The organism is Arthrobacter sp. BK1, from assembly GCF_056680055.1.
In genome coordinates this window covers 3,505,896-3,527,481 of record NZ_CM155263.1, presented here as the reverse complement: position 1 = coordinate 3,527,481, position 21,586 = coordinate 3,505,896, and the positions used below count along the sequence as shown (strand labels likewise).

The following is a 21,586-nucleotide window of genomic DNA, read 5'->3' as shown; positions in this document are numbered from 1 at the left end:
CGAGCATCCGCTATATGACGCAACACAGGTGGTGGAAATTCGGTCTGAAGACTTAACGCGGCTGGGCTTGCCCGGACCATTGACGGTCCGGGCAAGCTCGCAGCTGCGGGAAAAGCCTTAGACGCGGCGGCGCTTCGGCGGACGGCAGCCGTTGTGCGCTGCGGGGGTGACGTCCTGAATGGAGCCAACCTCCAGGCCAGCGGCCTGCAGCGAGCGGATTGCGGTCTCGCGGCCGGAACCCGGTCCCTTGACGAAAACGTCAACCTTGCGCATGCCGTGCTCCTGGGCACGCTTGGCAGCAGCTTCGGCAGCCATCTGGGCAGCGAACGGGGTGGACTTGCGTGAGCCCTTGAAGCCGACCTCACCTGAGGAAGCCCAAGAGATAACAGCGCCGTTCGGGTCCGTGATGGACACGATGGTGTTGTTAAAAGTGCTTTTGATGTGCGCCTGGCCCAGCGCGATATTCTTTTTGTCCTTCTTACGCGGCTTGCGAACCGCGCCACGAGTCTTCGGGGGCATTTTTTCTCCTACAGAAAGTTATTGGGGAGCCGGTTAATCCCGAGGGATTTAACGGGCCTTCTTCTTGCCGGCCACGGTACGCTTCGGGCCCTTGCGGGTACGTGCGTTCGTCTTCGTACGCTGTCCGCGTACTGGCAGGCCCTTGCGATGGCGGATACCTTCGTAGCTGCCGATTTCAACCTTGCGGCGGATATCTGCTGCTACTTCGCGGCGAAGGTCACCCTCAACCTTGTAGTTGCCTTCAATGTAGTCACGAAGTTCCACCAGCTGGGAGTCAGTGAGGTCCTTAACGCGGATGTCAGCACTGATGCCAGTGGCAGCCAGGGTTTCGTGTGCACGGGTCTTGCCCACGCCGTAGATGTAAGTAAGCGCAATTTCCAACCGCTTTTCGCGGGGAATGTCTACGCCAGCGAGACGAGCCATAGTGGCAGTGCTCCTTGAATAAACCGGAGGTCGTAGGCAGTACACCCGCACGTTCTGTGCGGCCCCAGCCTCCGACCGGGGGTTAGCTGTCCGGGCTCATGCGTCCCAATTCAGCTTGTGCTGCCTTTTATTTACTTGCGTGGGTTAGCAACCCAGGATTTCCCTCGGGAGGGAAATTAGCCCTGGCGCTGCTTGTGGCGCGGGTTCTCGCAGATCACCATGACCCGGCCATTACGGCGGATCACTTTGCACTTTTCGCAGATCTGCTTGACGCTCGGCTTGACCTTCATGGCATTCCTTTGCGTGTGGCAGTTGGTCATCTGGAGCAGCGCTCAGCTCATGCTGAGACTGCCCAGAATTTACTTGTAGCGGTAGACGATACGACCCCGAGTGAGGTCATAAGGGCTCAGTTCCACCACTACCCGGTCCTCAGGGAGAATCCTGATGTAGTGCTGGCGCATCTTGCCTGAGATGTGTGCAAGTACGATGTGCTTGTTGGTCAGCTCAACGCGAAACATCGCGTTAGGCAGCGCCTCAGTCACAACGCCCTCGATCTCAATGACCCCGTCCTTCTTGGCCATACCCTCCGCTAACTGTTGTTTGCCGCGGCCCTGCCGGATTGCACCGGACATGACCACGAACTTTTTTGGTGGATCGGTTGTCACCTCTGGCCCCAGACAGGGCACAGCAGGGCAGACAACCAACAAACAACACTACGCCACTTTGGCGAGAAAGTTAAATCCAGTATGTTAGCGCACCGAGCGTCCGAACGCACCATATTCACCGGAAGGAGTTATGACCGCCTCCGCGCTGTCCACCGCGTCAAGGATCGCCAGGCGTACGACGTCGGCTGCCGCACTCTGCAGGGTAATCAGACTCACTTGCCGCGCAGTTTCAGTACTCCGGTCCAGTGCCACTTCCCCGGTAGCGAGACAAAAGACCACGTCCCCATCCGCCAAGGTGTGGCTCGGATTGAGGGCCCGCGCAATGCCGGCCTGGGATGCAGAAGCTGTCCGCTTGCACTCCGCCACATCCAGGACGGCATTGGTAGCGACCACAACGAGCGTGGTGTTAAGCGGCGAAGCGCCCGACCGGTCGGCAGGTTCCGGAGCCCGGAAGCGCGCGTCTAAGGTGGGCCCACGCGAGCCGGGTTCCCTGGCCGAGCTTGCGAGGTTGGGGGGCTCGTGGGGCGGCACGACCGAGCGCGCGGAGGGCTGCGGCTCCTGCCGCCCGTCGACGAGCGGAAGACCGAGCGCATTAACCACAGCCAGCGCCCCGATAACCACGCCGTTCTCGAGCGTGACCGAAGCCGTGCCCACCCCGCCTTTGTAGGTCCTGGCGATCAGTGCACCGGTGCCGGCTCCCACGTTGCCGCGTCCGACGTCGTGCCCTTCCTCCTGCGCAGCGGCGGCGGCGGTTGCCGCGTAGCCCATGTCCGCCGTCGGGCGCGCTGAGAAGTCGCCGCCGCGGCCCAGGTCGAAGATTGCGGCGGCCGGAACGATCGGCACCACTCCCCCGGGCACGGCGAAGCCCCGGCCATTTTCCTCACACCACTGCTGGGCTCCACCGGCGGAGGCCAGTCCGTAAGCGCTGCCGCCGGTGAGGACAACCGCGTCCACCGTGGACACCAGCGTGGTGGGGTCCAGGGCATCGGTCTCGTGGGTGGCGGGTCCTCCCCCGGCCACGTCCACCGAGCCCACCGTGCCTGGCGGAGGCAGCACCACCGTTACCCCGGTCAGCCAGCCGTCCCCGGTTTTGCCGGCGTGGCCCACGCGTATCCCCTGCACGTCCGTGATTGCTCCCATGGCTCCCATTGTGCTCGATCGCCGGCCTCCGGGCCTTAAAGCGAACGTTGTGCAATACTGCAACGAACACAGCATTAGCGGGCGATGAAGCCTTCAACAATAAACCTCTGACGAGGGCTTATGCGAGGGTTCGGCCCACCATCACTGTGGTGAAGTATGGCTAGACCCCTTGCCCGCCCGGCCAGCCACAAGCAGGCCCTGTCCGTTAGAGAACCGAATGACGCGTCAACTCGCCTCGACTCCGTCGACCAGCCCGCCGGTACCTCCCGGTCCGTCAGGCATACCGGGAGACCTACGCCGGCGACGCTGGTCCGGCCGCTCACGCCGTGACTTCTTCGTCTTCCTTGCACTCGCTCTCCCCAACCTCTTGCTGATTGCGGTGTTCACCTACCGCCCGCTCATCAGCAACATCTACTACTCAACGCTGGATTGGACGCTGGGGTCCGCCTCGGCCACCGTCGTGGGGATCGAAAATTACGTCACCTTCTTCACCAGCGACGACGCCTCGAAGGTACTCGGGACCACTGCGGTATTCACACTGGTGACGGTGGGCGGTTCCATGATCCTGGGGCTGCTCATAGCGTTGGCCCTGAACTCCCGTGTCCGCGGAACCACCTTTGCCCGCTCCGCCGTGTTCGCTCCCTATGTGCTGTCCGGCGTGGGTGTGGGCCTGGTGTGGCTGTTCATCTTCGATCCCGGCTACGGGGTCCTGGCCTGGATACTTCGCGGCATTGGCCAGCAGAGCCCTCAGTGGATCAATGACCCGCAGCTGTCCCTGGTCATGGTCATCCTGGTCTATGTCTGGAAGAACCTCGGCTACTGCGCGGTGGTCTACCTGGCCGGCCTTCAGTCCCTTCCCCAGGACGTGATGGAGGCGGCGGCGCTGGACGGGGCAAACGGATTCAAGCGGTTCCTGAGCATGTCCATCCCGCTGCTGTCCCCCACCACTTTCTTCCTCCTCATCACCACCCTGTTGAGCTCCCTGCAGGCCTTTGACCTCATCCGGATCATGACCCCCCTGGGGGCCGGCACCAGCACCCTGATCTACGAGGCATACCTGCAGGCCTTCGGCGCGTTCAACAGGGCCGGATACTCTGCCGCGATCTCCGTGGTCCTGTTCGCCATCCTCCTGGTCATCACGGTCCTCCAGCTGCGCTTCGTGGAACGGAAGGTGCACTACTCGTGAGTTCGCTATCGCCAGTCAACCCGGACCCCACGCTCCCACCGGTGGCCGAAAAAGAACCCTTCGTGCCCCGGGACCGTCCCTTCTCACTCCCGAACCTGATGAGGACGATTGCCGGCGGCTACATTCCGCTGATCCTCGCCACCCTGGTGGTCTTCCTGCCTCTGCTGTGGATGATCCTGAGCTCGTTTAAGCAACCCGGCGAGATCATCACCATGGACCTGAAGATCCTGCCGGAAAGCCTGAACTTCCAGAACTACAACATCGCGATGACCACCGTGCCGTTCGCCCAGTTCTTCATCAACAGCACGATCGTGACTGTGGTGGGAGCCACCGTTAAAGTGCTGCTGGCAATCCTGACGGCCTATGCATTGGTCTTTGTACGGTTCCCGTTCAAGAACATCATCTTCATGCTGATCCTTGTGGCCCTGATGGTGCCGCCCCAGGTGTCCATCCTGCCCAACTACATCCTGATCGCGGGCATGGGGGGCAAGAACACCCTCTGGGGCATCATCCTGCCGGGGCTGGGAACAGCGTTCGGAACGTTCCTCCTGCGCCAGCACTTCATGACGCTGCCGGCTTCCATCCTGGAATCGGCCGAGATTGACGGCGCCGGCCATTGGCGGCGCCTGTGGCAGATTGTGGTGCCCGTGTCTGTTCCGTCCATTGCCACAGTGGCGCTGGTGACGGTGGTCAGTGAGTGGAACGAATATATCTGGCCGCTCATCATCACCGACCGCCCGGAAACCATGACCTTGCCCGTAGGACTGACCCTGCTGCAGAACTCCGAAAGCAACGCCTCCGGGTGGGGCATCCTCATGGCCGGCGCGGTCCTGGTCATTGTCCCCATACTCGTGGTCTTCGCAGCCCTGCAGCGCTACATCGTTGCCGGGCTCACCCAAGGCAGCGTTACCGGCTGACCCGCCGGCCGCCGTCGCACTTCACATCAGAAGCGAAATCCCCAACGTAACAATCGAAAGGAACCATGATGTCCATAAATCTTGACCGGAGGCTTTTCCTCGGACTGGCCGGCGCCGGCGCCGGCGCTGCGGCACTCTCGGCCTGCGGCGGACCCAGCACCGGAGGCACGCCGGCCGCCAGCGAAGCAGCAGACATCGATTTCAGCGGTGTGAAGCCGGCGGCGAAGATCGATTTCTGGAGCAACCACCCCGGTAAGTCGCAGGACGTGGAAAAAGCAATCATCGAGAAATTCCATGCCAAGTTCCCGGACATCAAGATCAACCTGGTGACCGCCGGCGCGAACTACGAGGAAATCGCCCAGAAGTTCCAGACCTCGCAGGCCGCCAAGACCGGACTCCCGGGTGTGGTGGTCCTCTCCGATGTCTGGTGGTTCCGCTACTTCACCAACGGCAGCATCATCCCGGTGGACGGTCTCATCAAGGAACTGGACATCAAGGTGGACGATTTCCGCAAATCCCTGGTGGACGATTACAAGTACGACGACAAGCAGTGGGCACTTCCCTACGGGCGTTCCACTCCCCTGTTCTATTACAACAAGGACCACTTCAAGGCCGCCGGCCTCCCGGACCGCGCACCCGCCACCTGGCAGGAGTTCGGCGAGTGGGCGCCCAAACTGAAGGCATCCTCCGGCGCCCAGTACGCCTACATTTATCCGGCCCTGGCCGGCTATGCCGGCTGGACCCTGCAGAACAACCTCTGGGGCTGGGGTGGGGCCTGGTCCAAGGACTGGGACATCACCTGCGACTCGGCGGAATCCGTCGAAGCTCTCCAGTGGGCCCAGGATTCGATCTACAAGCACGGCTGGGCCGGGGTGTCCTCCAAGGAGGCGGCTGACGATTTCTCGGCGGGACTCACCTCCTCCACCATCTCCTCCACCGGCTCGCTCCTGGGTGTGCTGAAGTCGGCCACGTTCAACGTGGGGGTCGGCTTCCTCCCGGGCGGACCCAAGGCAGCCAGCGGGGTGTGCCCCACCGGCGGTGCGGGGCTGGGCATCCCCAGCGGAATCACGAAGGAAGAACAGCTGGCCGCCGGCACCTTCATCAAATTCATGACCGAGCCGGAAAACACGGCAGCCTTCTCAGCCGCCACCGGCTACATGTCCACCCGCACGTCGGCCGACATGACCTCGGTGCTGGCGAAGACACCCCAGATCAAGACCGCCATGGACCAGCTGGCCGTGACCAAGGTCCAGGACCGTGCCCGCGTGTTCCTCCCCGGTGCCGACCAGGAGATGGCCAAGGCCGCGGCGAAGATCCTCACCCAGCAGGGGGATGTGAAAGCGGTGATGACTGAGTTGAAGAAGACACTGGAAGGTATCTACACCAAGGACGTCAAGCCCAAGCTCAAGGCCTGACGCGCGGGTTTTCTTTCGATACGCAAAATCCCTGGCACCGCCCGGATTCGGGTGCTGCCAGGGATTTTCTGTGTCGCTGGGGTTTTTGCGCGTCGTGAGCGCGCCGGTGGGGACTTATGGAATCGGGACGGGCACGACGCCGAGCGGCACCAGCTGCTCCGCACCGCCGTCGGGGGCTGACAGTACCCAGATCCCCCTTTCGTGGACGGCCACTGAGTGCTCCCACTGGCAGGAACGCTTGCCGTCGGTGGTCACCACGGTCCAGTCGTCGTCGAGCACGGCGGTTTCGATGCTGCCGCGGACCAGCATGGGCTCAATGGCCAGGCACAGTCCGGGCTTGATCTTCGGGCCGCGGTGGCTGGTGCGGTAGTTCAGGACATCCGGGGCCATGTGCATTTCGGAGCCGATGCCGTGGCCCACATAGTCTTCCAGGATGCCCAGCGGTTTGCCCGGCACCGAGGACACGTAGTCGTCGATGGCTGCGCCGATATCGCCCACGTGGGTACCGGTGGCCAGCGCCGCGATGCCGCGCCACATGGCTGCCTGGGTGACGTCGGAGAGCCGCTGGTCCTCGGGATCTACCTTGCCCACAATGACTGTGCGCGCCGAGTCTGAGTGCCAGCCGTTCACAATGGCGCCGCCGTCGATCGAGATGATGTCGCCGTCGTTAAGGACCTTGCCGCCCGGGATGCCGTGGACAACCTCCTCGTTCACTGACGTGCAGATCGTGGCGGGGAAGCCGTGGTAGCCCAGGAAGTTGGACTTGGCGCCTGCTTCGTTCAGCACGGCCGCGAAGGCCTCGTCCAACTGTTTGGTGGTCACTCCGGGCGCCGCCGCTGCCTGGGCGGCGTCCAGCGCGCGGCTCAGGACCAGGCCCGCCTCGTGCATGATGCGCATCTGGGCGTTGGTCTTGTATTCGATACGGGGCTGGCCGAATGCCATGGTGCGTCCTTCTTTCAAATGGCTGAGGCTCCTCCCGGTTGCCGGGAGGAGCCTCGAAGTTCTTGCCTTGGTCAGGCGGCCTGGGCCGACTTGATGGCATTCATGACGCGGTCAGTGACCTCGTCGATGCCACCGATGCCGTCCACCCGGGTCAGGATGCCGCGCTCGGCATACTTGGCCACAACGGCCTCGGTCTGCTCGTGGTACAGGTCCAGCCGGTGGCGGATGACGGCTTCGTTGTCGTCGCTGCGTCCGGTTTCCTTGGCACGGCCCAGAAGGCGGTGGACGAGTTCCTCGTCGTCGGCCGTCAGCTGCAGGACGACGTCGAGCTTCTCTTCGCTGTTGGCGAGGATCCCGTCGAGGTAGTCCACCTGCGCGGTGGTGCGCGGGTAGCCGTCCAGCAGGAAGCCGCCCTCGACGTCGGACTCGCTCAGGCGGTCCCGGACCATCTTGTTGGTCACGCTGTCCGGAACGAAATCGCCGGCGTCCATGTACTTCTTGGCTTCGATGCCAAGCGGCGTCTCGCCCTTGACGTTGGCGCGGAAGATGTCACCGGTGGAGATCGCCACGACGCCGAGGCGCTCAGAAATACGTTCCGCCTGTGTTCCTTTTCCCGAGCCGGGAGGTCCAATAATCAACATTTTCGTCATCGCAAAAGCCCTTCGTAGTGACGTTGCTGTAGTTGCGCATCTATTTGCTTGACGGTTTCAAGGCCAACGCCCACCATGATCAGGATCGAGGTGCCACCGAACGGGAAGTTCTGGTTCGCGTTGATAAGTACCAGTGCCACCAGCGGAATCAGCGCCACGAAGCCCAGGTACAGGGCTCCGGGGAGCGTGATCCGGGAGAGCACGTACTGCAGGTAATCCGCCGTCGGCTTGCCGGCACGGATACCCGGGATGAAACCGCCGTACTTCTTCATGTTGTCCGAGACCTCTTCAGGGTTGAAGGTGATCGCGACATAGAAGTAGGTGAAGAACACGATCATGGCGAAGTACAGCGCCATGTAGATCGGGTGGTCTCCTCGGGTCAGGTTGTTGTTGATCCACTCAACCCACGGCTGCAGGTCCTCGCCGGCCTTGGGCTGGTTGAACTGTGAGATCAAACCCGGCAGGTAAAGCATGGAGGATGCGAAGATCACGGGGATCACGCCTGCCATGTTCACCTTGATGGGGATGTAGGTGCTGGTGCCGCCCACGGTCCGGCGTCCGATCATGCGCTTGGCATACTGCACGGGGACGCGGCGCTGGGACTGCTCCACGAACACCACGAGGCCCACGGTCACCAGGCCGATGGCCAGGACCATGAAGAAGGTGCCCGGGCCCTGCGAGCTCCAGATGGCGCCCAGGGACGTGGGGAAAGTCGCCGCGATGGAGGTGAAGATGAGCAGCGACATGCCGTTGCCCACACCCTTTTCGGTGACGAGTTCGCCCATCCACATGATGAGTCCGGTGCCGGCTGTGAGGGTGATGATCAGCAGGATGGTGGTGATGATGCTGCTATCAGGGATGATCGGCAGCGCACAGCCCGGCAGCAGCTGTCCTGAACGGGCCAGCGACACCAGTGTCGTTGCGTTCAGCAGGCCCAGGGCGATGGTGAGGTACCGGGTGTACTGGGTGAGTTTGGACTGCCCGGAGGCGCCCTCCTCGTACAGCTCCTGGAACCGGGGAATGACCACGCGGAGAAGCTGCACAATGATGCTGGCCGTGATGTAGGGCATAATGCCCAGGGCGAAGATGGACACCTGAAGCAGGGCACCACCGCTGAACAGGTTGACGAGCTGGTAGAGCCCGCCTGCCGTCTGACCGTTCTGCAAGCATTGCTGGACATTCTGGTAATTCACACCAGGCGAGGGGATGAAAGCACCCAAGCGGAAGATGGTGATGATTCCCAGCGTGAACAACAACTTGCGTCGCAGATCAGGCGTGCGAAAGGCCCGGCCAAATGCGCTAAGCACGCGTCCTCCTGAGGTGTAAATAAGCGTGGTGTGATGGGGATCAATAATCCCAACAACCGAGTCTAACGGGTGGATGTGTCCTGCGAATAATCCGCAGGCCGCCCCGAGAGCGCGTCGGCCGGGAATTCATGGTGCGGGGATGTGAAAAAAACTCCCGGGACACGGGGCCTTTGGGGCCCCGCATCCCGGGAGTTCCACAACGGGCTTGAGCCCACCGTCTACTAGAGAGCGGTGGTGCTTCCGCCTGCTGCTGCAATCTTTTCTGCGGCGCTGGCCGAGAATGCGTGGGCGGTGACGTCAACCTTGACGGTGATGTCGCCGGTGCCAAGCACCTTGACGGGCTGGTTCTTGCGAACGGCACCCTTTTCGACCAGGTTCTCCACCGTGACTGCGCCACCTTCCGGGAACAGCTCGTTGAGCTTGTCCAGGTTTACAACCTGGAACTCAACCCGGAACGGGTTCTTGAAGCCGCGCAGCTTCGGCAGGCGCATGTGCAGCGGCAGCTGGCCGCCGGCAAAGCCAGCCTTGATCTGGTAGCGGGCCTTCGTACCCTTGGTACCGCGGCCGGCGGTCTTACCCTTGGAACCTTCACCACGACCAACGCGGGTCTTGGCGGTCTTGGCACCCGGGGCGGGACGCAGGTGGTGAACCTTCAGGGCGTTCTGCTTTTCAGCGTTGGCGCCCTGTGCCTTCTCAGCAGTGTTCTTCTCTGCCATTTACTTCGCCTCCTCTACCTTTACCAGGTGCGGAACCGTGTTGAGCATTCCAACAGTCACGGCGTCGGCGGTGCGGACAACGGTGTGTCCGATCCGCTTCAGGCCCAGTGACCGGAGGGTGTCGCGCTGGTTCTGCTTGCCGCCAATGGCGGACTTAATCTGTGTGATCTCCAACTGCAGGTCGGAGGGAAACAGGTTCTTAGCCATGACTTAGACACCCGCCTTCTGGTTCAGGAGAGCCTTCACCATTGCCGGAGGAGCAACCTCGTCGAGGGGCAGGCCGCGGCGTGCTGCCACTGCTGCCGGCTCTTCGAGGCGCTTCAGGGCATCAACGGTCGCGTGAACGATGTTGATGGCGTTTGAGGAACCGAGCGACTTGGAGAGAATGTCGTGGATGCCCACACACTCCAGTACTGCACGGACCGGACCACCGGCGATAACACCGGTACCGGCGGACGCCGGACGCAGCATTACGACGCCGGCAGCAGCCTCACCCTGAACGCGGTGGGGAATGGTGTTGCCAATGCGGGGAACGCGGAAGAAGGACTTCTTAGCTTCTTCAACGCCCTTCGCGATAGCGGCAGGAACTTCCTTAGCCTTGCCGTAGCCAACGCCGACCATACCGTTGCCGTCACCAACGACGACCAGGGCGGTGAAGCTGAAGCGACGACCACCCTTGACCACCTTGGAAACGCGGTTGATGGTGACAACGCGCTCTACGAACTGGCTCTTCTCAGCTTCACGGCCGCCGTCGCGGCCGCCACGGCCACCACGGTCGCCGCGGCCCTGGCCACGGTCTCCACGCTCACCACGACGAGCGCCACCACGGCGGTCGTCGGCAGCAGCGGGAGCAGTGGTCTCAGTGGCCGGAGCAGCTACGGCTTCAGTCGCCTTCTGATCTGCAGACACAGTGTCCTTTTCCTTGTTTGCTTCCGTCACAGTGACAGCCCACCTTCACGTGCGCCATCAGCGACGGCGGCGATCCGGCCGTGGTACTTGTTACCACCGCGGTCGAAGACAACAGCTTCGATACCGGCAGCCTTCGCACGCTCGGCAACGAGCTCGCCAACGCGCTTGGCCTTGGCTTTCTTGTCGCCTTCGAATGCACGAAGATCGGCTTCCAGTGTGGACGCGCTCGCTACGGTCAGGCCCTTGGTGTCATCGACAACCTGGACGAATACGTGGCGTGCGGAACGGTTGACGACCAGACGAGGACGTACAGCCGTACCGGAGATGCGCTTGCGGATACGAAGCTGGCGGCGGCTGCGCGAAGCAGACTTGCTCTTGTTCGTACGCTTCTTATTGATTGAGATGGCCATGGTTACTTACCAGCCTTTCCGACCTTGCGGCGGATGACTTCGCCTGCGTAGCGGATGCCCTTGCCCTTGTACGGGTCAGGCTTCCGCAGCTTGCGAATGTTGGCAGCAACCTCGCCGACCTGCTGCTTGTTGATTCCTGAAACAGAGAGCTTGGTCGGGGTCTCAACTGCAAAGGTGATGCCGTCCGGTGCGGAAACATTTACCGGGTGGCTGTAGCCGAGAGCGAACTCAAGGTCAGATCCCTTGGCCTGAACGCGGTAACCAGTACCAACGATTTCAAGCTTCTTCTCGTAGCCCTTGGTAACGCCCTCGATCATGTTGGAGATCAGGGTGCGGGTCAGGCCGTGGAGTGAACGGGAGGCGCGCTCGTCGTTCGGGCGGGCGACAGTCAGGGTGTCTGCATCCAGGGAAACCTCGATCGGGCTGGCCACAGTGTGGTTCAGCTCGCCTTTGGTGCCCTTGACGCTGACGACAGAGCCGTCAACCTTGACCTCAACGCCGGCGGGAACGGTGATGGGGAGACGTCCAATACGTGACATTATTCTCTTCCTTTCCCGTTACCAGACGTAGGCGAGGACTTCGCCGCCCACGCCCTTCTTGCCGGCTTGCTTATCAGTCAAGAGGCCGGAAGAGGTGGACAGGATTGCGACACCCAGGCCACCGAGCACGTGCGGGAGGTTGGTGGACTTTGCGTAAACGCGCAGTCCCGGCTTGGAAATACGACGAACGCCAGCGATTGAACGCTCGCGGTTCGGTCCGAACTTGAGCTCGAGGGTCAGCTTCTTGCCAACCTCAGCGTCTTCTTCTTTCCAGGAGGCGATGTAACCTTCAGCCTTCAGGATGTCGGCAACGCGTGCCTTGAGCTTGCTGTACGGCATGGACACGGAATCGTGGTATGCCGAGTTTGCATTGCGCAGACGCGTAAGCATGTCTGCGACAGGATCTGTCATTGTCATGGTGGGCTCTTGCCCTTCCTCATAACGGTTTCCTCGGTGCACCTGGCGCAGTTGCCTGCGTTCGGCAGCCCCGAAGGACCTGTTACGTAGTTAGATTAGTCTTCGGCCTTGAACGGGAAACCAAGCGCCTTAAGCAGCGCGCGGCCTTCGTCATCGGTCTTGGCAGTGGTTACGACGGTGATGTCCATGCCACGAACGCGGTCGATGGAGTCCTGGTCGATTTCGTGGAACATAACCTGCTCGGTCAGACCGAAGGTGTAGTTGCCGTTGCCATCGAACTGCTTGCCACTGAGGCCGCGGAAGTCGCGGATACGGGGCAGTGCCAGCGTGACCAGACGATCCAGGAATTCCCACATGCGGTCTCCACGCAGGGTAGCGTGTGCGCCGATGGGCATGCCTTCGCGCAGCTTGAACTGTGCGATCGACTTGCGGGCCTTGGTTACCTGCGGCTTCTGGCCGGTGATCAGGGTCAGATCGCGGACAGCGCCGTCGATCAGCTTGGAGTCCTTGGCGGCATCTCCAACACCCATGTTCACAACGACCTTCACCAGGCGGGGAACCTGGTTGACGTTGCTGTACTTGAATTCCTCAACGAGCGTGCTCTTGATGGAATCGGCGTACTTGGTCTTCAGACGAGGAACGATCTTCGTTGCCGGAGTCTCGAGAGTCTCAGTCATTAGATGTCCTTCCCGGAGCTCTTAGCCACGCGGACACGCACGTCCCGCTTCACGCCATTGCGCTCAACGGTCTCGGTGCGGAAACCGACGCGGGTGGGCTTCTTGGTGGACGGGTCAACCAGAGCCACGTTGGAGATGTGGATCGTGGCTTCAACAACCTCGATGCCACCGGTCTTGGTGCCGCGCTGCGACTGACCGACCTTGGTGTGCTTGGTTACGCGGTTAATGCCTTCGACCAACACGCGGTTGGTCTCGGGGAATACGCGCAGAACCTTGCCCTGCTTGCCTTTGTCGCCGCCGCGCTCAGCCTTGGCGCCAGTGATGACCTGAACCAGGTCACCCTTTTTGATCTTAGCCATGGACTAAAGCACCTCCGGAGCCAGAGAAACGATCTTCATGAACTTCTTGTCACGGAGTTCACGACCAACCGGTCCGAAGATACGGGTACCGCGGGGGTCACCGTCAGCCTTCAGGATCACAGCTGCGTTCTCGTCAAACTTGATATAGGAACCATCCGCACGGCGGCGTTCCTTCTTGGTACGGACGATGACTGCCTTAACAACATCGCCCTTCTTTACGTTGCCGCCCGGAATTGCGTCCTTGACGGTGGCGACGATAACGTCGCCAATGCCTGCGTAGCGACGGCCAGATCCACCGAGAACGCGAATGGTAAGGATTTCCTTAGCACCCGTGTTGTCGGCGACCTTGAGTCGCGACTCCTGCTGAATCACTATTTACTCCTTGCGTCGCGCCGGTTCTCAGACCGAAAATCTTCCTACGGAATGAGCCTTGCGGAACGGTTGATCGGGGTGTCTCTTGACCTGCCTGGATTTTGCCAGACCAGGCCTAAACTCCCGTGCCAAAAACATTTGCTTCCCAGGCGGTTCCGGACAGGTCCGAAGCCTTTGGGGGCACTATGCCGTGGCACGATTGTTTACGAGGTAGATGACGGCGCACGAACGGCGCCATACAAACTCAATATCCTAGCACAGTTGAGCCCATCCCCCATATCACCGCCGCCCCTCCCCCGGCAACCCGGCCTCCCGCCGTCGTGCATTCCCCCAGCCTCAGCCCATGGACCCCATCAGACCCTCTCTCACTTGATGCAGGTTTTCGGGTAACGCTCTCTCACTTTCCTGAGGAAAGTGAGAGAGCGTCCTTCAAAAAGCCGCATTATCTGAGAGAGCGTCGGGGGGCGGGAGGGTGCCGGACGCAGGAAACCCCCGCTCCCACAAGGGGAACGGGGGTTTCCAGTGCGACTCTGGAACCAGAGCTGCAGGTGTTACTTGGCCTTTTCGAGGATCTCGACCAGGCGCCACCGCTTAGTAGCGGACAGCGGGCGGGTCTCGGCGAGGAGAACGAGGTCGCCGATGCCGGCGGTGTTCTCTTCGTCGTGAGCCTTGATTTTGGTGTTGCGGCGGATGACCTTGCCGTAAAGGGCGTGCTTTACGCGGTCCTCAACCTGGACAACGATGGTCTTTTCCATCTTGTCCGAGACCACGTAGCCGCGCTTCGTCTTACGGTCACCGCGCTCGGCAGCTGTAGCTGCCGCGGAAACAGTTTCCGTCACGTTCTCGTCCTTTTCACTCACTTGGCATCCTCCTCGGTCTCAACCGTTTCAGCCGGCTCGGCCTTCTTGGTTGCTGCCTTCTTGGACTTCTTCTCTTCCTTGGCTTCCACAACAGGTGCGGCAACCTCGGCACGAATGCCCAGCTCGCGCTCACGGAGAACGGTGTAGATGCGTGCGATGTCCTTCTTTACCGCGCGCAGACGACCGTGGTTCTCCAGCTGACCGGTGGCGGACTGGAAACGCAGGTTGAACAGCTCTTCCTTAGCCTTACGGAGTTCTTCAACGAGGCGCTCGTTGTCGAACGTGTCCAGCTGTGCGGATGCAAGTTCCTTGGATCCTACTGCCATTTCTATTCACCACCTTCGCGACGCAAAATGCGTGCCTTCAACGGGAGCTTGTGGATTGCCAGGCGCAGGGCCTCGCGAGCTACCGATTCTTCGACGCCGGAGATCTCGAAGAGAACCCGGCCCGGCTTGACGTTAGCGACCCACCATTCCGGTGAACCCTTACCGGAACCCATGCGGGTTTCGGCAGGCTTCTTGGTGATAGGACGGTCCGGGTAAATGTTGATCCAGACCTTGCCGCCACGCTTGATGTGGCGGGTCATCGCGATACGTGCGGACTCGATCTGACGGTTCGTGACGTATGCCGGGCTCAGGGCCTGGATGCCGTACTCACCGAAGGAGACCTTGGTGCCGCCCGTAGCAGTTCCGGAACGACCCGGGTGGTGCTGCTTACGGTGCTTGACTCGACGTGGGATAAGCATTTAAGCCTGTCCTCCTTCTACTGCAGCGGGTGCAGCCTCAACTGCCGGAGCGGCGGCAGCCGGAGCTGCCTCTGCTGCCGGACGGTCGGTACGACGACGGCGGTCACCACGGTCTGCACCGCTGCGGTCAGCGCCACCCGGGCGGCCCGGACGGTCGCTGGCGCCACGGCCACGGGACGGAGCAGCAGCTGCCTGCTGAGCCAGTTCCTTGGAGGTGACATCGCCCTTGTAGATCCAGACCTTCACGCCGATACGGCCGAAGGTGGTCTTGGCCTCGTAGAAGCCGTAGTCAATGTTCGCGCGGAGGGTGTGCAGGGGCACACGGCCTTCGCGGTAGAACTCTGAGCGGGACATTTCTGCGCCGCCCAGTCGACCCGAGCACGCAATACGGATGCCCTTGGCACCTGCACGCTGCGCGGACTGCATGGCCTTCTTCATCGCACGGCGGAAAGCCACGCGGGAAGTCAGCTGCTCAGCAACGCCCTGGGCAACAAGCTGAGCTTCCATCTCGGGGTTCTTGACCTCGAGGATGTTCAGCTGAACCTGCTTGCCCGTGAGCTTCTCCAGCTCGCCGCGGATGCGGTCTGCTTCGGCGCCACGGCGGCCGATAACGATGCCGGGACGTGCCGTGTGGATATCCACGCGGACACGGTCACGGGTGCGCTCGATCTCAACCTTGGCGATACCGGCGCGCTCCATGCCAACTGACATGAGCTGGCGGATACGGATGTCTTCGCGAACGAAGTCCTTGTAACGCTGGCCGGCCTTGGTGCTGTCAGCAAACCAGTGCGATACGTGATCGGTGGTGATGCCGAGTCGGAACCCGTGCGGGTTAACTTTCTGTCCCACTTAGCGAGCCTCCTCTTTCTCCGGGGTAGCGACTACCACGGTGATGTGGCTCGTGCGCTTCTTGATCTGAAATGCACGACCCTGGGCACGCGGCTGGAACCGCTTCATGGTCGGGCCTTCATCAACAAACGCTTCGCTGATGATGAGGTCACCTTCGTCAAACGCCACGCCGTCGCGGTCCGCGAGGACCCGGGCGTTGGAGATTGCCGACTGAACTACCTTGAATACCGGCTCTGAAGCTGCCTGGGGGGCAAACTTCAGAATTGCCAGAGCCTCATTCGCTTGCAAACCACGAACAAGGTTGACGACGCGCCGGGCCTTCATAGGCGTTACGCGGATGTGGCGCGCAATTGCCTTGGCTTCCATTGCTTTCCTTCTCTCGTCTTTGACGTAAGTGCAGGCGCCTAGCGGCGCTTGCCCTTACGGTCGTCCTTGACATGGCCGCGGAATGTCCGCGTGGGAGCGAATTCGCCGAGCTTGTGCCCGACCATCGACTCAGTGACAAACACCGGAATGTGCTTGCGTCCGTCGTGTACGGCGATCGTGTGCCCGAGCATGTCGGGGATGATCATCGAACGGCGGGACCAGGTCTTAATGACGTTCTTGGTGCCCTTTTCGTTTTCCCTGTCCACCTTTACAAAGAGGTGCTGGTCAACGAAAGGACCTTTTTTCAGGCTGCGTGGCATGTGTCCAGGCTCCTATCGCTTGTTCTTGCCAGTACGACGGCGACGAACAATGAGTTTGTCGCTCTCTTTGTTGGGGCGGCGCGTGCGGCCTTCCCGCTTACCGTTCGGGTTGACGGGGTGACGTCCACCGGACGTCTTACCCTCGCCACCACCGTGCGGGTGGTCAACCGGGTTCATCGCGACACCACGGACGGTCGGGCGAACGCCCTTCCAGCGCATGCGGCCGGCCTTACCCCAGTTGATGTTCGACTGCTCGGCGTTGCCGACCTCGCCGACGGTTGCGCGGCAGCGCACGTCAACGTTGCGGATTTCGCCGGAAGGCAGACGCAGCTGGGCGAAGCGGCCTTCCTTGGCAACAAGCTGGATCGATGCACCGGCGGAGCGGCCCATCTTGGCGCCGCCACCCGGACGCAGTTCGACTGCGTGGATTACGGTACCAACCGGGATGTTGAGCAGGGGCAGGTTGTTGCCGGGCTTGATGTCAGCACCGGAACCTGCTTCTACTACGTCACCCTGGGAGAGCTTGTTCGGGGCGATGATGTAACGCTTGGTGCCATCAACGTAGTGCAGGAGGGCGATGCGAGCCGTGCGGTTCGGATCGTACTCGATTTCGGCAACGCGGGCGTTGACGCCGTCTTTGTCGTGGCGACGGAAGTCGATCAGACGGTACTGGCGCTTGTGGCCACCACCCTTGTGACGGGTCGTGATCTTACCGGAGTTGTTACGGCCACCCTTTTTCGGGAGGGGACGTACCAACGACTTTTCCGGCGTCGACCGCGTGATTTCAGTGAAGTCCGCTACGCTCGAGCCACGACGGCCCGGGGTAGTCGGCTTGTATTTACGGATTCCCATAATTTATTTCCTCGTTAAAGTGGTCTCCGCTACGAGAGCGGACCGCCGAAGATGTCGATGGTGCCTTCTTTGAGGCTCACAATTGCACGCTTGGTGTTCTTGCGGGTACCCCATCCGAATTTGGTGCGCTTGCGCTTACCGGCACGGTTGATGGTGTTGATCGATTCGACCTTGACGGAGAAAATCTTCTCCACGGCCAGCTTGATCTCGGTCTTGTTCGAGCGGGGGTCCACCAGGAAGGTGTACTTGCCCTCATCGATCAGGCCGTAGCTTTTTTCCGATACGACGGGTGCAAGCACGACGTCGCGCGGGTCTTTGATGGTGGCTGCACTCACTTGGCATCCTCCTCGTTCTTTGCTACTGCCTTGTCAGCAACGAATGCTTCGTAGGCAGCCTTGGTGAAGACAACGTCGTCAGAGACGAGTACGTCGTAGGTGTTCAGCTGGTCTGCGTACAGAACGTGAACACCGGCGAGGTTGCGCACGGAAAGTGCTGCAACATCGTTGGCGCGCTCGATGACAACCAGCAGGTTCTTGCGCTCGGAAACTCCGCGCAAGGTTGCAAGTGCGTTCTTGACGGACGGCTTGGTGCCCTCCACCAGTTCAGCAACAACGTGGATGCGTCCGTTGCGTGCCCGGTCAGAGAGTGCGCCGCGCAGTGCAGCAGCAATCATCTTCTTGGGGGTGCGCTGGCTGTAGTCACGCGGTGTGGGACCGTGGACAACGCCACCACCGGTCATGTGAGGAGCACGGATTGAACCCTGACGGGCGCGGCCGGTGCCCTTCTGCTTGAACGGCTTGCGACCTGCACCGGAAACCTCGGCGCGGGTCTTGGTCTTGTGGGTACCCTGGCGAGCAGCAGCGAGCTGTGCAACGACGACCTGGTGCAGCAAGGGCACGTTGGTCTGAACGTCGAAGATCTCTGCAGGCAGGTCTACCTTGACAGTGCTAGTCATCTAACTAGGCTCCCTTCACGGCGGTGCGTACGAGTACGACCTGGCCGCGGGCGCCGGGGACGGCACCCTTGATCAGGAGCAGCGACTTCTCGACGTCAACAGCGTGAACCGTGAGGTTCAGCGTGGTGTGACGAACGGCGCCCATGCGGCCGGCCATTTTCATGCCCTTGAAGACGCGGCTCGGGGTGGATGCGCCACCGATTGAACCGGGCTTACGGTGGTTCTTGTGGGCACCGTGGGAAGCTCCAACGCCGTGGAAGCCGTGACGCTTCATAACACCGGCGAAGCCCTTACCCTTGGTGGTGCCGATAACGTCGATCTTCTGGCCGGCTTCGAAGAGCTCAACCGAAAGCTCCTGGCCCAGCTCGTAAGTGTCAGCATCTGCAGTGCGCAGTTCGACGACGTGGCGGCGAGGCGTGACGCCTGCCTTTTCAAAGTGACCAGCCAGCGGCTTGGTGACCTTGCGGGGATCGATCTGGCCGTAGCCGATCTGAACAGCGACATAGCCATCAGTGTCTGCGTTGCGCAGCTGGGTGATGACGTTCGAATCTGCCTGGACCACAGTGACGGGGATGAGCTTGTTGTTCTCGTCCCAGACCTGGGTCATGCCGAGCTTCGTGCCCAGCAGGCCCTTTACGTTACGGGTTGCGGTCATAGTCTCTCAGCACCTCCCTACAGCTTGATTTCGATGTTCACGTCTGCCGGCAGGTCGAGACGCATGAGCGAGTCGACAGCCTTGGGCGTGGGATCGATGATGTCGATAAGACGCTTGTGCGTGCGCATTTCAAAGTGCTCGCGGCTGTCTTTGTACTTGTGCGGAGAGCGGATTACGCAGTAGATGTTCTTCTCCGTCGGAAGCGGCACGGGGCCAACTACCGTGGCGCCTGCGCGCGTGACCGTCTCAACGATCTTCCGTGCTGAAACATCAATGACCTCGTGGTCATATGACTTCAGCCGGATGCGGATTTTTTGTCCCGCCATGTCGCCTGACTCTCTTTCAGTTAGTGCTGCTCTGAGTAGGGCTGCTCTGTTTACTTTCGTGTTGCATGTGGCTGCCGAAGCATTTGAAGTCTGAACTGCCACCCGCCGCACAAGCTGAATCCGGAAGAATCCGGGTTCCTCAACCTGCCGGCGTAACCGACCCCCGCGGTCGGGCGTGTCGCGCTTAGCACGCATACAAATCCGCAGTTCCATGGGAGGTGGGTTATGTTTGGTCTTCAACTTGGACCCTGACACCCGGCATTATCCGGATCGGGACACGAAGAAGCGCTTGAACAACTCATCTAGTATGCCGGATATTATGCGCAGAAGCGAATCTGGGCTATTGGACGTGCGCAGGCACGCTCCCGCGTCCGACGGCGTCTCCGCAGGTGGCGCCGCCGGCGGCACTGCCCGGAGTTCCCGCCTCGGTCCGTCCAGGTCATTGCCTTCGGCAACATCCGAATGGATGATAAGGGAATGACCGTCGAACATGACGTATCCATTCGGGACCTGGCCGGACGCCTGCCGCGTTCGTTCACCCTCGGGGTTGCCGCGGCCGCCTTCCAGATCGAAGGCGCCCTCGCCACGGACGGCCGCGGTCCATCGGGCTGGGATGCCTTCTCGGAGAAACCCGGCGCCATCATGGACGGCCACTCCCCTGCGATGGCGTGCGACCACTACAACCGCTCTCCCGAAGATGTGGCGCTGATGCGCGAACTCGGAGTGGATTCTTACCGGTTCTCCATTTCGTGGCCGCGGATCCAGCCGGACGGCCGGGGTGCCTTCAACGAACAGGGCCTGGACTTTTATGACCGGCTGATCGATCAGCTGCTCGAAGCCGGCATCTCCCCCATGGCTACCCTGTACCACTGGGATACCCCGTTGCCCCTGGAACACCGCGGCGGGTGGATGAACAGGGCCACCGCGGAACGGTTCGCGGAGTATTCTGCGGCAGCCGGCCGGCGGTTCGGTGACCGCGTCGACCAGTGGGTCACGCTCAACGAACCCGCCTCGGTGGTGCTGAACGGCTACGCCCTCGGAGTGCACGCGCCCGGGCAGGGCCTGCTCTTCGAAGCGTTTCCCGCCGTCCACCACCAGCTGCTCGCCCACGGCCTGTCCGTCCAGGCATTACGGGCCGAAGGGGTCCGCGGCGGCATCGGCGTGACCAACCTGCACTCCCCCGTCCGGCCGGCAACAGGAAAGGTCACCGACAGGGCCGCAGCGAAAGTCTTCGACCTGATGCTGAACCGGATCTACGCTGATCCGATCCTGCTTGGCCGCTACCCCTTCGCCCTCCGGCTCGCGAAGCCGTGGTTCCGTTCCATGCCCAGGATTTCCGACGCCGATCTCCGCAACATCCATCAGCCCCTGGACTTCTACGGCGTGAACTATTACCAGCCGGTGAAAGTGGCTGCCGGCCAAGGCGTCGGTGATGACCTGACAGTTCCGGCTGAAGCAATGATCCGGATTCCTGCACACCAGGTGCCGTTTGAGGAGTATGAGGCAACGGGTTTCGGCTGGCCGGTTGCTCCGGATCATCTGGGCATCCTGCTGCGCGAACTGAAGGACCGCTACACGCACGCCTTGCCCCCGCTCTACATCACCGAGAGCGGAGCCAGCTTCCCCGAACCGGACCACGTGACCGGACCTATCCAGGACCACCAGCGAATCGATTACATCGCCGGGCACCTGCGTCACGCCATGGAGGCGACGGCCCCGGGCGGAATCGCCCACGATGTTGACCTCCGCGGCTACTACGTGTGGACGCTGATGGACAACTTCGAGTGGGCAGCCGGTTACTCCCAGCGATTCGGGCTGGTGCACGTGGATTTCGATACGTTGGAGCGGACCCCGAAGGAATCCTTCTACTGGTACCAGGCGCTCAGCCAGGCCCGGAACCGGCAGCAAGGCTGACGCCTCTGGGCTGCCGGCCGGCAGGTTACTGGTTCTTGTTCGCCCGGTTGATGCGCTTGGCGCGGTCAATCTCGTTGCGGAAATGCTTCTTGGCCCAGAACACTCCGGCCACCACTGCAGCCGCAATGATCAGAAAAATCAGCCATTCCATGATGTACTCCTCTCGCTCCCAGCAACAGTA

Annotated in this window: 33 protein-coding genes; 4 read left to right on the top strand and 29 right to left on the bottom strand. The window is 61.4% G+C overall.

What is annotated here, in order from left to right:
* Positions 1-117: 117 nt before the first annotated feature.
* From rpsK to AC1MCA_RS16150, 5 genes are all read right to left on the bottom strand, one after another.
* Positions 118-519, bottom strand: a complete 402-nt coding sequence (rpsK, locus tag AC1MCA_RS16170; protein ID WP_018769149.1) for a 30S ribosomal protein S11 — start codon at positions 517-519, stop codon at positions 118-120.
* 48 nt (positions 520-567) lie between these two features.
* Positions 568-942 (bottom strand): 30S ribosomal protein S13, encoded by a 375-nt coding sequence (rpsM, locus tag AC1MCA_RS16165; RefSeq protein WP_479799115.1) that lies wholly within the window; start codon positions 940-942, stop codon positions 568-570.
* A 176-nt stretch (positions 943-1,118) separates the two neighbouring features.
* Positions 1,119-1,232: a 50S ribosomal protein L36 gene (gene rpmJ / locus AC1MCA_RS16160; protein WP_009358722.1), complete on the bottom strand. Its 114-nt coding sequence runs from the start codon at positions 1,230-1,232 to the stop codon at positions 1,119-1,121.
* Between the two features lie 69 nt (positions 1,233-1,301).
* Positions 1,302-1,523 (bottom strand): translation initiation factor IF-1, encoded by a 222-nt coding sequence (gene infA / locus AC1MCA_RS16155; RefSeq protein WP_009358723.1) that lies wholly within the window; start codon positions 1,521-1,523, stop codon positions 1,302-1,304.
* A 168-nt stretch (positions 1,524-1,691) separates the two neighbouring features.
* The gene (locus AC1MCA_RS16150) at positions 1,692-2,747 is read right to left on the bottom strand and encodes a P1 family peptidase (RefSeq protein ID WP_479799113.1); all 1,056 of its coding nucleotides are present in this window, start codon (positions 2,745-2,747) and stop codon (positions 1,692-1,694) included.
* Positions 2,748-2,964: 217 nt separating this feature from the next.
* Between AC1MCA_RS16150 and AC1MCA_RS16145 the strand changes: the two genes are divergently transcribed.
* The 3 genes from AC1MCA_RS16145 to AC1MCA_RS16135 all read left to right on the top strand — a co-directional run bounded on the left by AC1MCA_RS16145 (position 2,965) and on the right by AC1MCA_RS16135 (position 6,265).
* The gene (locus tag AC1MCA_RS16145) at positions 2,965-3,933 is read left to right on the top strand and encodes a carbohydrate ABC transporter permease (protein ID WP_479799108.1); all 969 of its coding nucleotides are present in this window, start codon (positions 2,965-2,967) and stop codon (positions 3,931-3,933) included.
* Entirely contained in the window at positions 3,930-4,850 is a 921-nt protein-coding gene (locus AC1MCA_RS16140) for a carbohydrate ABC transporter permease (RefSeq protein ID WP_479799105.1), read from the top strand. Before AC1MCA_RS16145 ends, AC1MCA_RS16140 begins: the two co-directional genes overlap by 4 nt.
* Before the next feature lie 68 nt (positions 4,851-4,918).
* Positions 4,919-6,265 carry an ABC transporter substrate-binding protein gene (locus AC1MCA_RS16135; RefSeq protein ID WP_479799104.1) on the top strand — a complete coding sequence of 449 codons (1,347 nt, stop codon included), beginning with the start codon at positions 4,919-4,921 and terminating at the stop codon, positions 6,263-6,265.
* Positions 6,266-6,379: 114 nt separating this feature from the next.
* Here AC1MCA_RS16135 and map read toward each other — a convergent pair whose 3' ends face one another.
* The 23 genes from map to rpsJ form a co-directional block, all read right to left on the bottom strand.
* Positions 6,380-7,207 (bottom strand): type I methionyl aminopeptidase, encoded by an 828-nt coding sequence (gene map, locus AC1MCA_RS16130; protein ID WP_479799103.1) that lies wholly within the window; start codon positions 7,205-7,207, stop codon positions 6,380-6,382.
* A 71-nt stretch (positions 7,208-7,278) separates the two neighbouring features.
* Entirely contained in the window at positions 7,279-7,848 is a 570-nt protein-coding gene (locus AC1MCA_RS16125; RefSeq protein WP_479803425.1) for an adenylate kinase, read from the bottom strand.
* A gap of 5 nt (positions 7,849-7,853) precedes the next feature.
* A complete protein-coding gene (secY, locus tag AC1MCA_RS16120; RefSeq protein WP_479799101.1) occupies positions 7,854-9,164 on the bottom strand; it encodes a preprotein translocase subunit SecY in 1,311 nt (436 codons plus the stop codon).
* A 221-nt stretch (positions 9,165-9,385) separates the two neighbouring features.
* Complete coding sequence (gene rplO, locus AC1MCA_RS16115) at positions 9,386-9,880, bottom strand: 50S ribosomal protein L15 (protein ID WP_426225626.1); 495 nt, start codon at positions 9,878-9,880, stop codon at positions 9,386-9,388.
* Complete coding sequence (rpmD, locus tag AC1MCA_RS16110; RefSeq protein ID WP_108599824.1) at positions 9,881-10,087, bottom strand: 50S ribosomal protein L30; 207 nt, start codon at positions 10,085-10,087, stop codon at positions 9,881-9,883.
* 3 nt (positions 10,088-10,090) lie between these two features.
* Entirely contained in the window at positions 10,091-10,819 is a 729-nt protein-coding gene (rpsE, locus tag AC1MCA_RS16105; protein WP_066293261.1) for a 30S ribosomal protein S5, read from the bottom strand.
* Positions 10,816-11,199: a 50S ribosomal protein L18 gene (rplR, locus tag AC1MCA_RS16100; RefSeq protein WP_108599823.1), complete on the bottom strand. Its 384-nt coding sequence runs from the start codon at positions 11,197-11,199 to the stop codon at positions 10,816-10,818. Before rplR ends, rpsE begins: the two co-directional genes overlap by 4 nt.
* Positions 11,200-11,201: 2 nt before the next feature.
* Positions 11,202-11,738, bottom strand: a complete 537-nt coding sequence (gene rplF / locus AC1MCA_RS16095) for a 50S ribosomal protein L6 (RefSeq protein WP_108599822.1) — start codon at positions 11,736-11,738, stop codon at positions 11,202-11,204.
* 18 nt (positions 11,739-11,756) lie between these two features.
* Entirely contained in the window at positions 11,757-12,155 is a 399-nt protein-coding gene (gene rpsH / locus AC1MCA_RS16090) for a 30S ribosomal protein S8 (RefSeq protein ID WP_056425243.1), read from the bottom strand.
* A 95-nt stretch (positions 12,156-12,250) separates the two neighbouring features.
* Positions 12,251-12,832, bottom strand: coding sequence for a 50S ribosomal protein L5 (gene rplE / locus AC1MCA_RS16085; RefSeq protein WP_108599821.1), 582 nt, complete (start codon positions 12,830-12,832; stop codon positions 12,251-12,253).
* On the bottom strand, positions 12,832-13,191 hold the full coding sequence (gene rplX, locus AC1MCA_RS16080; RefSeq protein WP_108599820.1) for a 50S ribosomal protein L24: 360 nt from the start codon (positions 13,189-13,191) through the stop codon (positions 12,832-12,834). The genes rplE and rplX overlap by 1 nt, the downstream gene beginning before the upstream one ends.
* 3 nt (positions 13,192-13,194) lie before the next feature.
* On the bottom strand, positions 13,195-13,563 hold the full coding sequence (gene rplN / locus AC1MCA_RS16075) for a 50S ribosomal protein L14 (protein ID WP_024366126.1): 369 nt from the start codon (positions 13,561-13,563) through the stop codon (positions 13,195-13,197).
* Between the two features lie 551 nt (positions 13,564-14,114).
* Positions 14,115-14,423, bottom strand: a complete 309-nt coding sequence (rpsQ, locus tag AC1MCA_RS16070; RefSeq protein WP_108599005.1) for a 30S ribosomal protein S17 — start codon at positions 14,421-14,423, stop codon at positions 14,115-14,117.
* Positions 14,420-14,749, bottom strand: coding sequence for a 50S ribosomal protein L29 (rpmC, locus tag AC1MCA_RS16065; RefSeq protein WP_108599006.1), 330 nt, complete (start codon positions 14,747-14,749; stop codon positions 14,420-14,422). The genes rpsQ and rpmC overlap by 4 nt, the downstream gene beginning before the upstream one ends.
* Before the next feature lie 2 nt (positions 14,750-14,751).
* Positions 14,752-15,168: a 50S ribosomal protein L16 gene (rplP, locus tag AC1MCA_RS16060; protein WP_108599007.1), complete on the bottom strand. Its 417-nt coding sequence runs from the start codon at positions 15,166-15,168 to the stop codon at positions 14,752-14,754.
* A complete protein-coding gene (rpsC, locus tag AC1MCA_RS16055) occupies positions 15,169-16,017 on the bottom strand; it encodes a 30S ribosomal protein S3 (RefSeq protein WP_479799092.1) in 849 nt (282 codons plus the stop codon).
* Positions 16,018-16,383 carry a 50S ribosomal protein L22 gene (gene rplV / locus AC1MCA_RS16050; protein WP_009358304.1) on the bottom strand — a complete coding sequence of 122 codons (366 nt, stop codon included), beginning with the start codon at positions 16,381-16,383 and terminating at the stop codon, positions 16,018-16,020.
* Positions 16,384-16,421: 38 nt separating this feature from the next.
* Positions 16,422-16,703, bottom strand: a complete 282-nt coding sequence (gene rpsS, locus AC1MCA_RS16045) for a 30S ribosomal protein S19 (RefSeq protein ID WP_011692805.1) — start codon at positions 16,701-16,703, stop codon at positions 16,422-16,424.
* Positions 16,704-16,715: 12 nt separating this feature from the next.
* Positions 16,716-17,555, bottom strand: coding sequence for a 50S ribosomal protein L2 (rplB, locus tag AC1MCA_RS16040; RefSeq protein ID WP_056344386.1), 840 nt, complete (start codon positions 17,553-17,555; stop codon positions 16,716-16,718).
* A 29-nt stretch (positions 17,556-17,584) separates the two neighbouring features.
* The gene (gene rplW / locus AC1MCA_RS16035; protein ID WP_018773664.1) at positions 17,585-17,890 is read right to left on the bottom strand and encodes a 50S ribosomal protein L23; all 306 of its coding nucleotides are present in this window, start codon (positions 17,888-17,890) and stop codon (positions 17,585-17,587) included.
* Entirely contained in the window at positions 17,887-18,510 is a 624-nt protein-coding gene (gene rplD / locus AC1MCA_RS16030; protein ID WP_108599009.1) for a 50S ribosomal protein L4, read from the bottom strand. The genes rplW and rplD overlap by 4 nt, the downstream gene beginning before the upstream one ends.
* A gap of 4 nt (positions 18,511-18,514) precedes the next feature.
* On the bottom strand, positions 18,515-19,165 hold the full coding sequence (rplC, locus tag AC1MCA_RS16025) for a 50S ribosomal protein L3 (protein ID WP_108599010.1): 651 nt from the start codon (positions 19,163-19,165) through the stop codon (positions 18,515-18,517).
* 17 nt (positions 19,166-19,182) lie between these two features.
* The gene (rpsJ, locus tag AC1MCA_RS16020; RefSeq protein ID WP_038464699.1) at positions 19,183-19,491 is read right to left on the bottom strand and encodes a 30S ribosomal protein S10; all 309 of its coding nucleotides are present in this window, start codon (positions 19,489-19,491) and stop codon (positions 19,183-19,185) included.
* 477 nt (positions 19,492-19,968) lie between these two features.
* On the opposite strand from rpsJ, the gene AC1MCA_RS16015 reads away from it, so the two are divergent.
* A complete protein-coding gene (locus AC1MCA_RS16015) occupies positions 19,969-21,405 on the top strand; it encodes a GH1 family beta-glucosidase (protein ID WP_479799089.1) in 1,437 nt (478 codons plus the stop codon).
* A gap of 25 nt (positions 21,406-21,430) precedes the next feature.
* Here AC1MCA_RS16015 and AC1MCA_RS16010 read toward each other — a convergent pair whose 3' ends face one another.
* Positions 21,431-21,556, bottom strand: a complete 126-nt coding sequence (locus AC1MCA_RS16010; protein WP_258229142.1) for a hypothetical protein — start codon at positions 21,554-21,556, stop codon at positions 21,431-21,433.
* Positions 21,557-21,586: the final 30 nt, after the last annotated feature.

Bases quoted from the DNA above. Each gene is read 5' to 3' on its own strand.
- rpsK (WP_018769149.1), bottom strand. From the start codon at position 519: ATGCCCCCGAAGACTCGTGGCGCGGTTCGCAAGCCGCGTAAGAAGGAC.
- rpsM (WP_479799115.1), bottom strand. From the start codon at position 942: ATGGCTCGTCTCGCTGGCGTAGACATTCCCCGCGAAAAGCGGTTGGAA.
- rpmJ (WP_009358722.1), bottom strand. From the start codon at position 1,232: ATGAAGGTCAAGCCGAGCGTCAAGCAGATCTGCGAAAAGTGCAAAGTG.
- infA (WP_009358723.1), bottom strand. From the start codon at position 1,523: ATGGCCAAGAAGGACGGGGTCATTGAGATCGAGGGCGTTGTGACTGAG.
- AC1MCA_RS16150 (WP_479799113.1), bottom strand. From the start codon at position 2,747: ATGGGAGCAATCACGGACGTGCAGGGGATACGCGTGGGCCACGCCGGC.
- AC1MCA_RS16145 (WP_479799108.1), top strand. From the start codon at position 2,965: ATGACGCGTCAACTCGCCTCGACTCCGTCGACCAGCCCGCCGGTACCT.
- AC1MCA_RS16135 (WP_479799104.1), top strand. From the start codon at position 4,919: ATGTCCATAAATCTTGACCGGAGGCTTTTCCTCGGACTGGCCGGCGCC.
- map (WP_479799103.1), bottom strand. From the start codon at position 7,207: ATGGCATTCGGCCAGCCCCGTATCGAATACAAGACCAACGCCCAGATG.
- AC1MCA_RS16125 (WP_479803425.1), bottom strand. From the start codon at position 7,848: ATGTTGATTATTGGACCTCCCGGCTCGGGAAAAGGAACACAGGCGGAA.
- rplO (WP_426225626.1), bottom strand. From the start codon at position 9,880: ATGGCAGAGAAGAACACTGCTGAGAAGGCACAGGGCGCCAACGCTGAA.
- rpmD (WP_108599824.1), bottom strand. From the start codon at position 10,087: ATGGCTAAGAACCTGTTTCCCTCCGACCTGCAGTTGGAGATCACACAG.
- rplR (WP_108599823.1), bottom strand. From the start codon at position 11,199: ATGGCCATCTCAATCAATAAGAAGCGTACGAACAAGAGCAAGTCTGCT.
- rplF (WP_108599822.1), bottom strand. From the start codon at position 11,738: ATGTCACGTATTGGACGTCTCCCCATCACCGTTCCCGCCGGCGTTGAG.
- rpsH (WP_056425243.1), bottom strand. From the start codon at position 12,155: ATGACAATGACAGATCCTGTCGCAGACATGCTTACGCGTCTGCGCAAT.
- rplE (WP_108599821.1), bottom strand. From the start codon at position 12,832: ATGACTGAGACTCTCGAGACTCCGGCAACGAAGATCGTTCCTCGTCTG.
- rplX (WP_108599820.1), bottom strand. From the start codon at position 13,191: ATGGCTAAGATCAAAAAGGGTGACCTGGTTCAGGTCATCACTGGCGCC.
- rpmC (WP_108599006.1), bottom strand. From the start codon at position 14,749: ATGGCAGTAGGATCCAAGGAACTTGCATCCGCACAGCTGGACACGTTC.
- rplP (WP_108599007.1), bottom strand. From the start codon at position 15,168: ATGCTTATCCCACGTCGAGTCAAGCACCGTAAGCAGCACCACCCGGGT.
- rplV (WP_009358304.1), bottom strand. From the start codon at position 16,383: ATGGAAGCCAAGGCAATTGCGCGCCACATCCGCGTAACGCCTATGAAG.
- rpsS (WP_011692805.1), bottom strand. From the start codon at position 16,703: ATGCCACGCAGCCTGAAAAAAGGTCCTTTCGTTGACCAGCACCTCTTT.
- rplB (WP_056344386.1), bottom strand. From the start codon at position 17,555: ATGGGAATCCGTAAATACAAGCCGACTACCCCGGGCCGTCGTGGCTCG.
- rplD (WP_108599009.1), bottom strand. From the start codon at position 18,510: ATGACTAGCACTGTCAAGGTAGACCTGCCTGCAGAGATCTTCGACGTT.
- rplC (WP_108599010.1), bottom strand. From the start codon at position 19,165: ATGACCGCAACCCGTAACGTAAAGGGCCTGCTGGGCACGAAGCTCGGC.
- rpsJ (WP_038464699.1), bottom strand. From the start codon at position 19,491: ATGGCGGGACAAAAAATCCGCATCCGGCTGAAGTCATATGACCACGAG.
- AC1MCA_RS16015 (WP_479799089.1), top strand. From the start codon at position 19,969: ATGACCGTCGAACATGACGTATCCATTCGGGACCTGGCCGGACGCCTG.
- AC1MCA_RS16010 (WP_258229142.1), bottom strand. From the start codon at position 21,556: ATGGAATGGCTGATTTTTCTGATCATTGCGGCTGCAGTGGTGGCCGGA.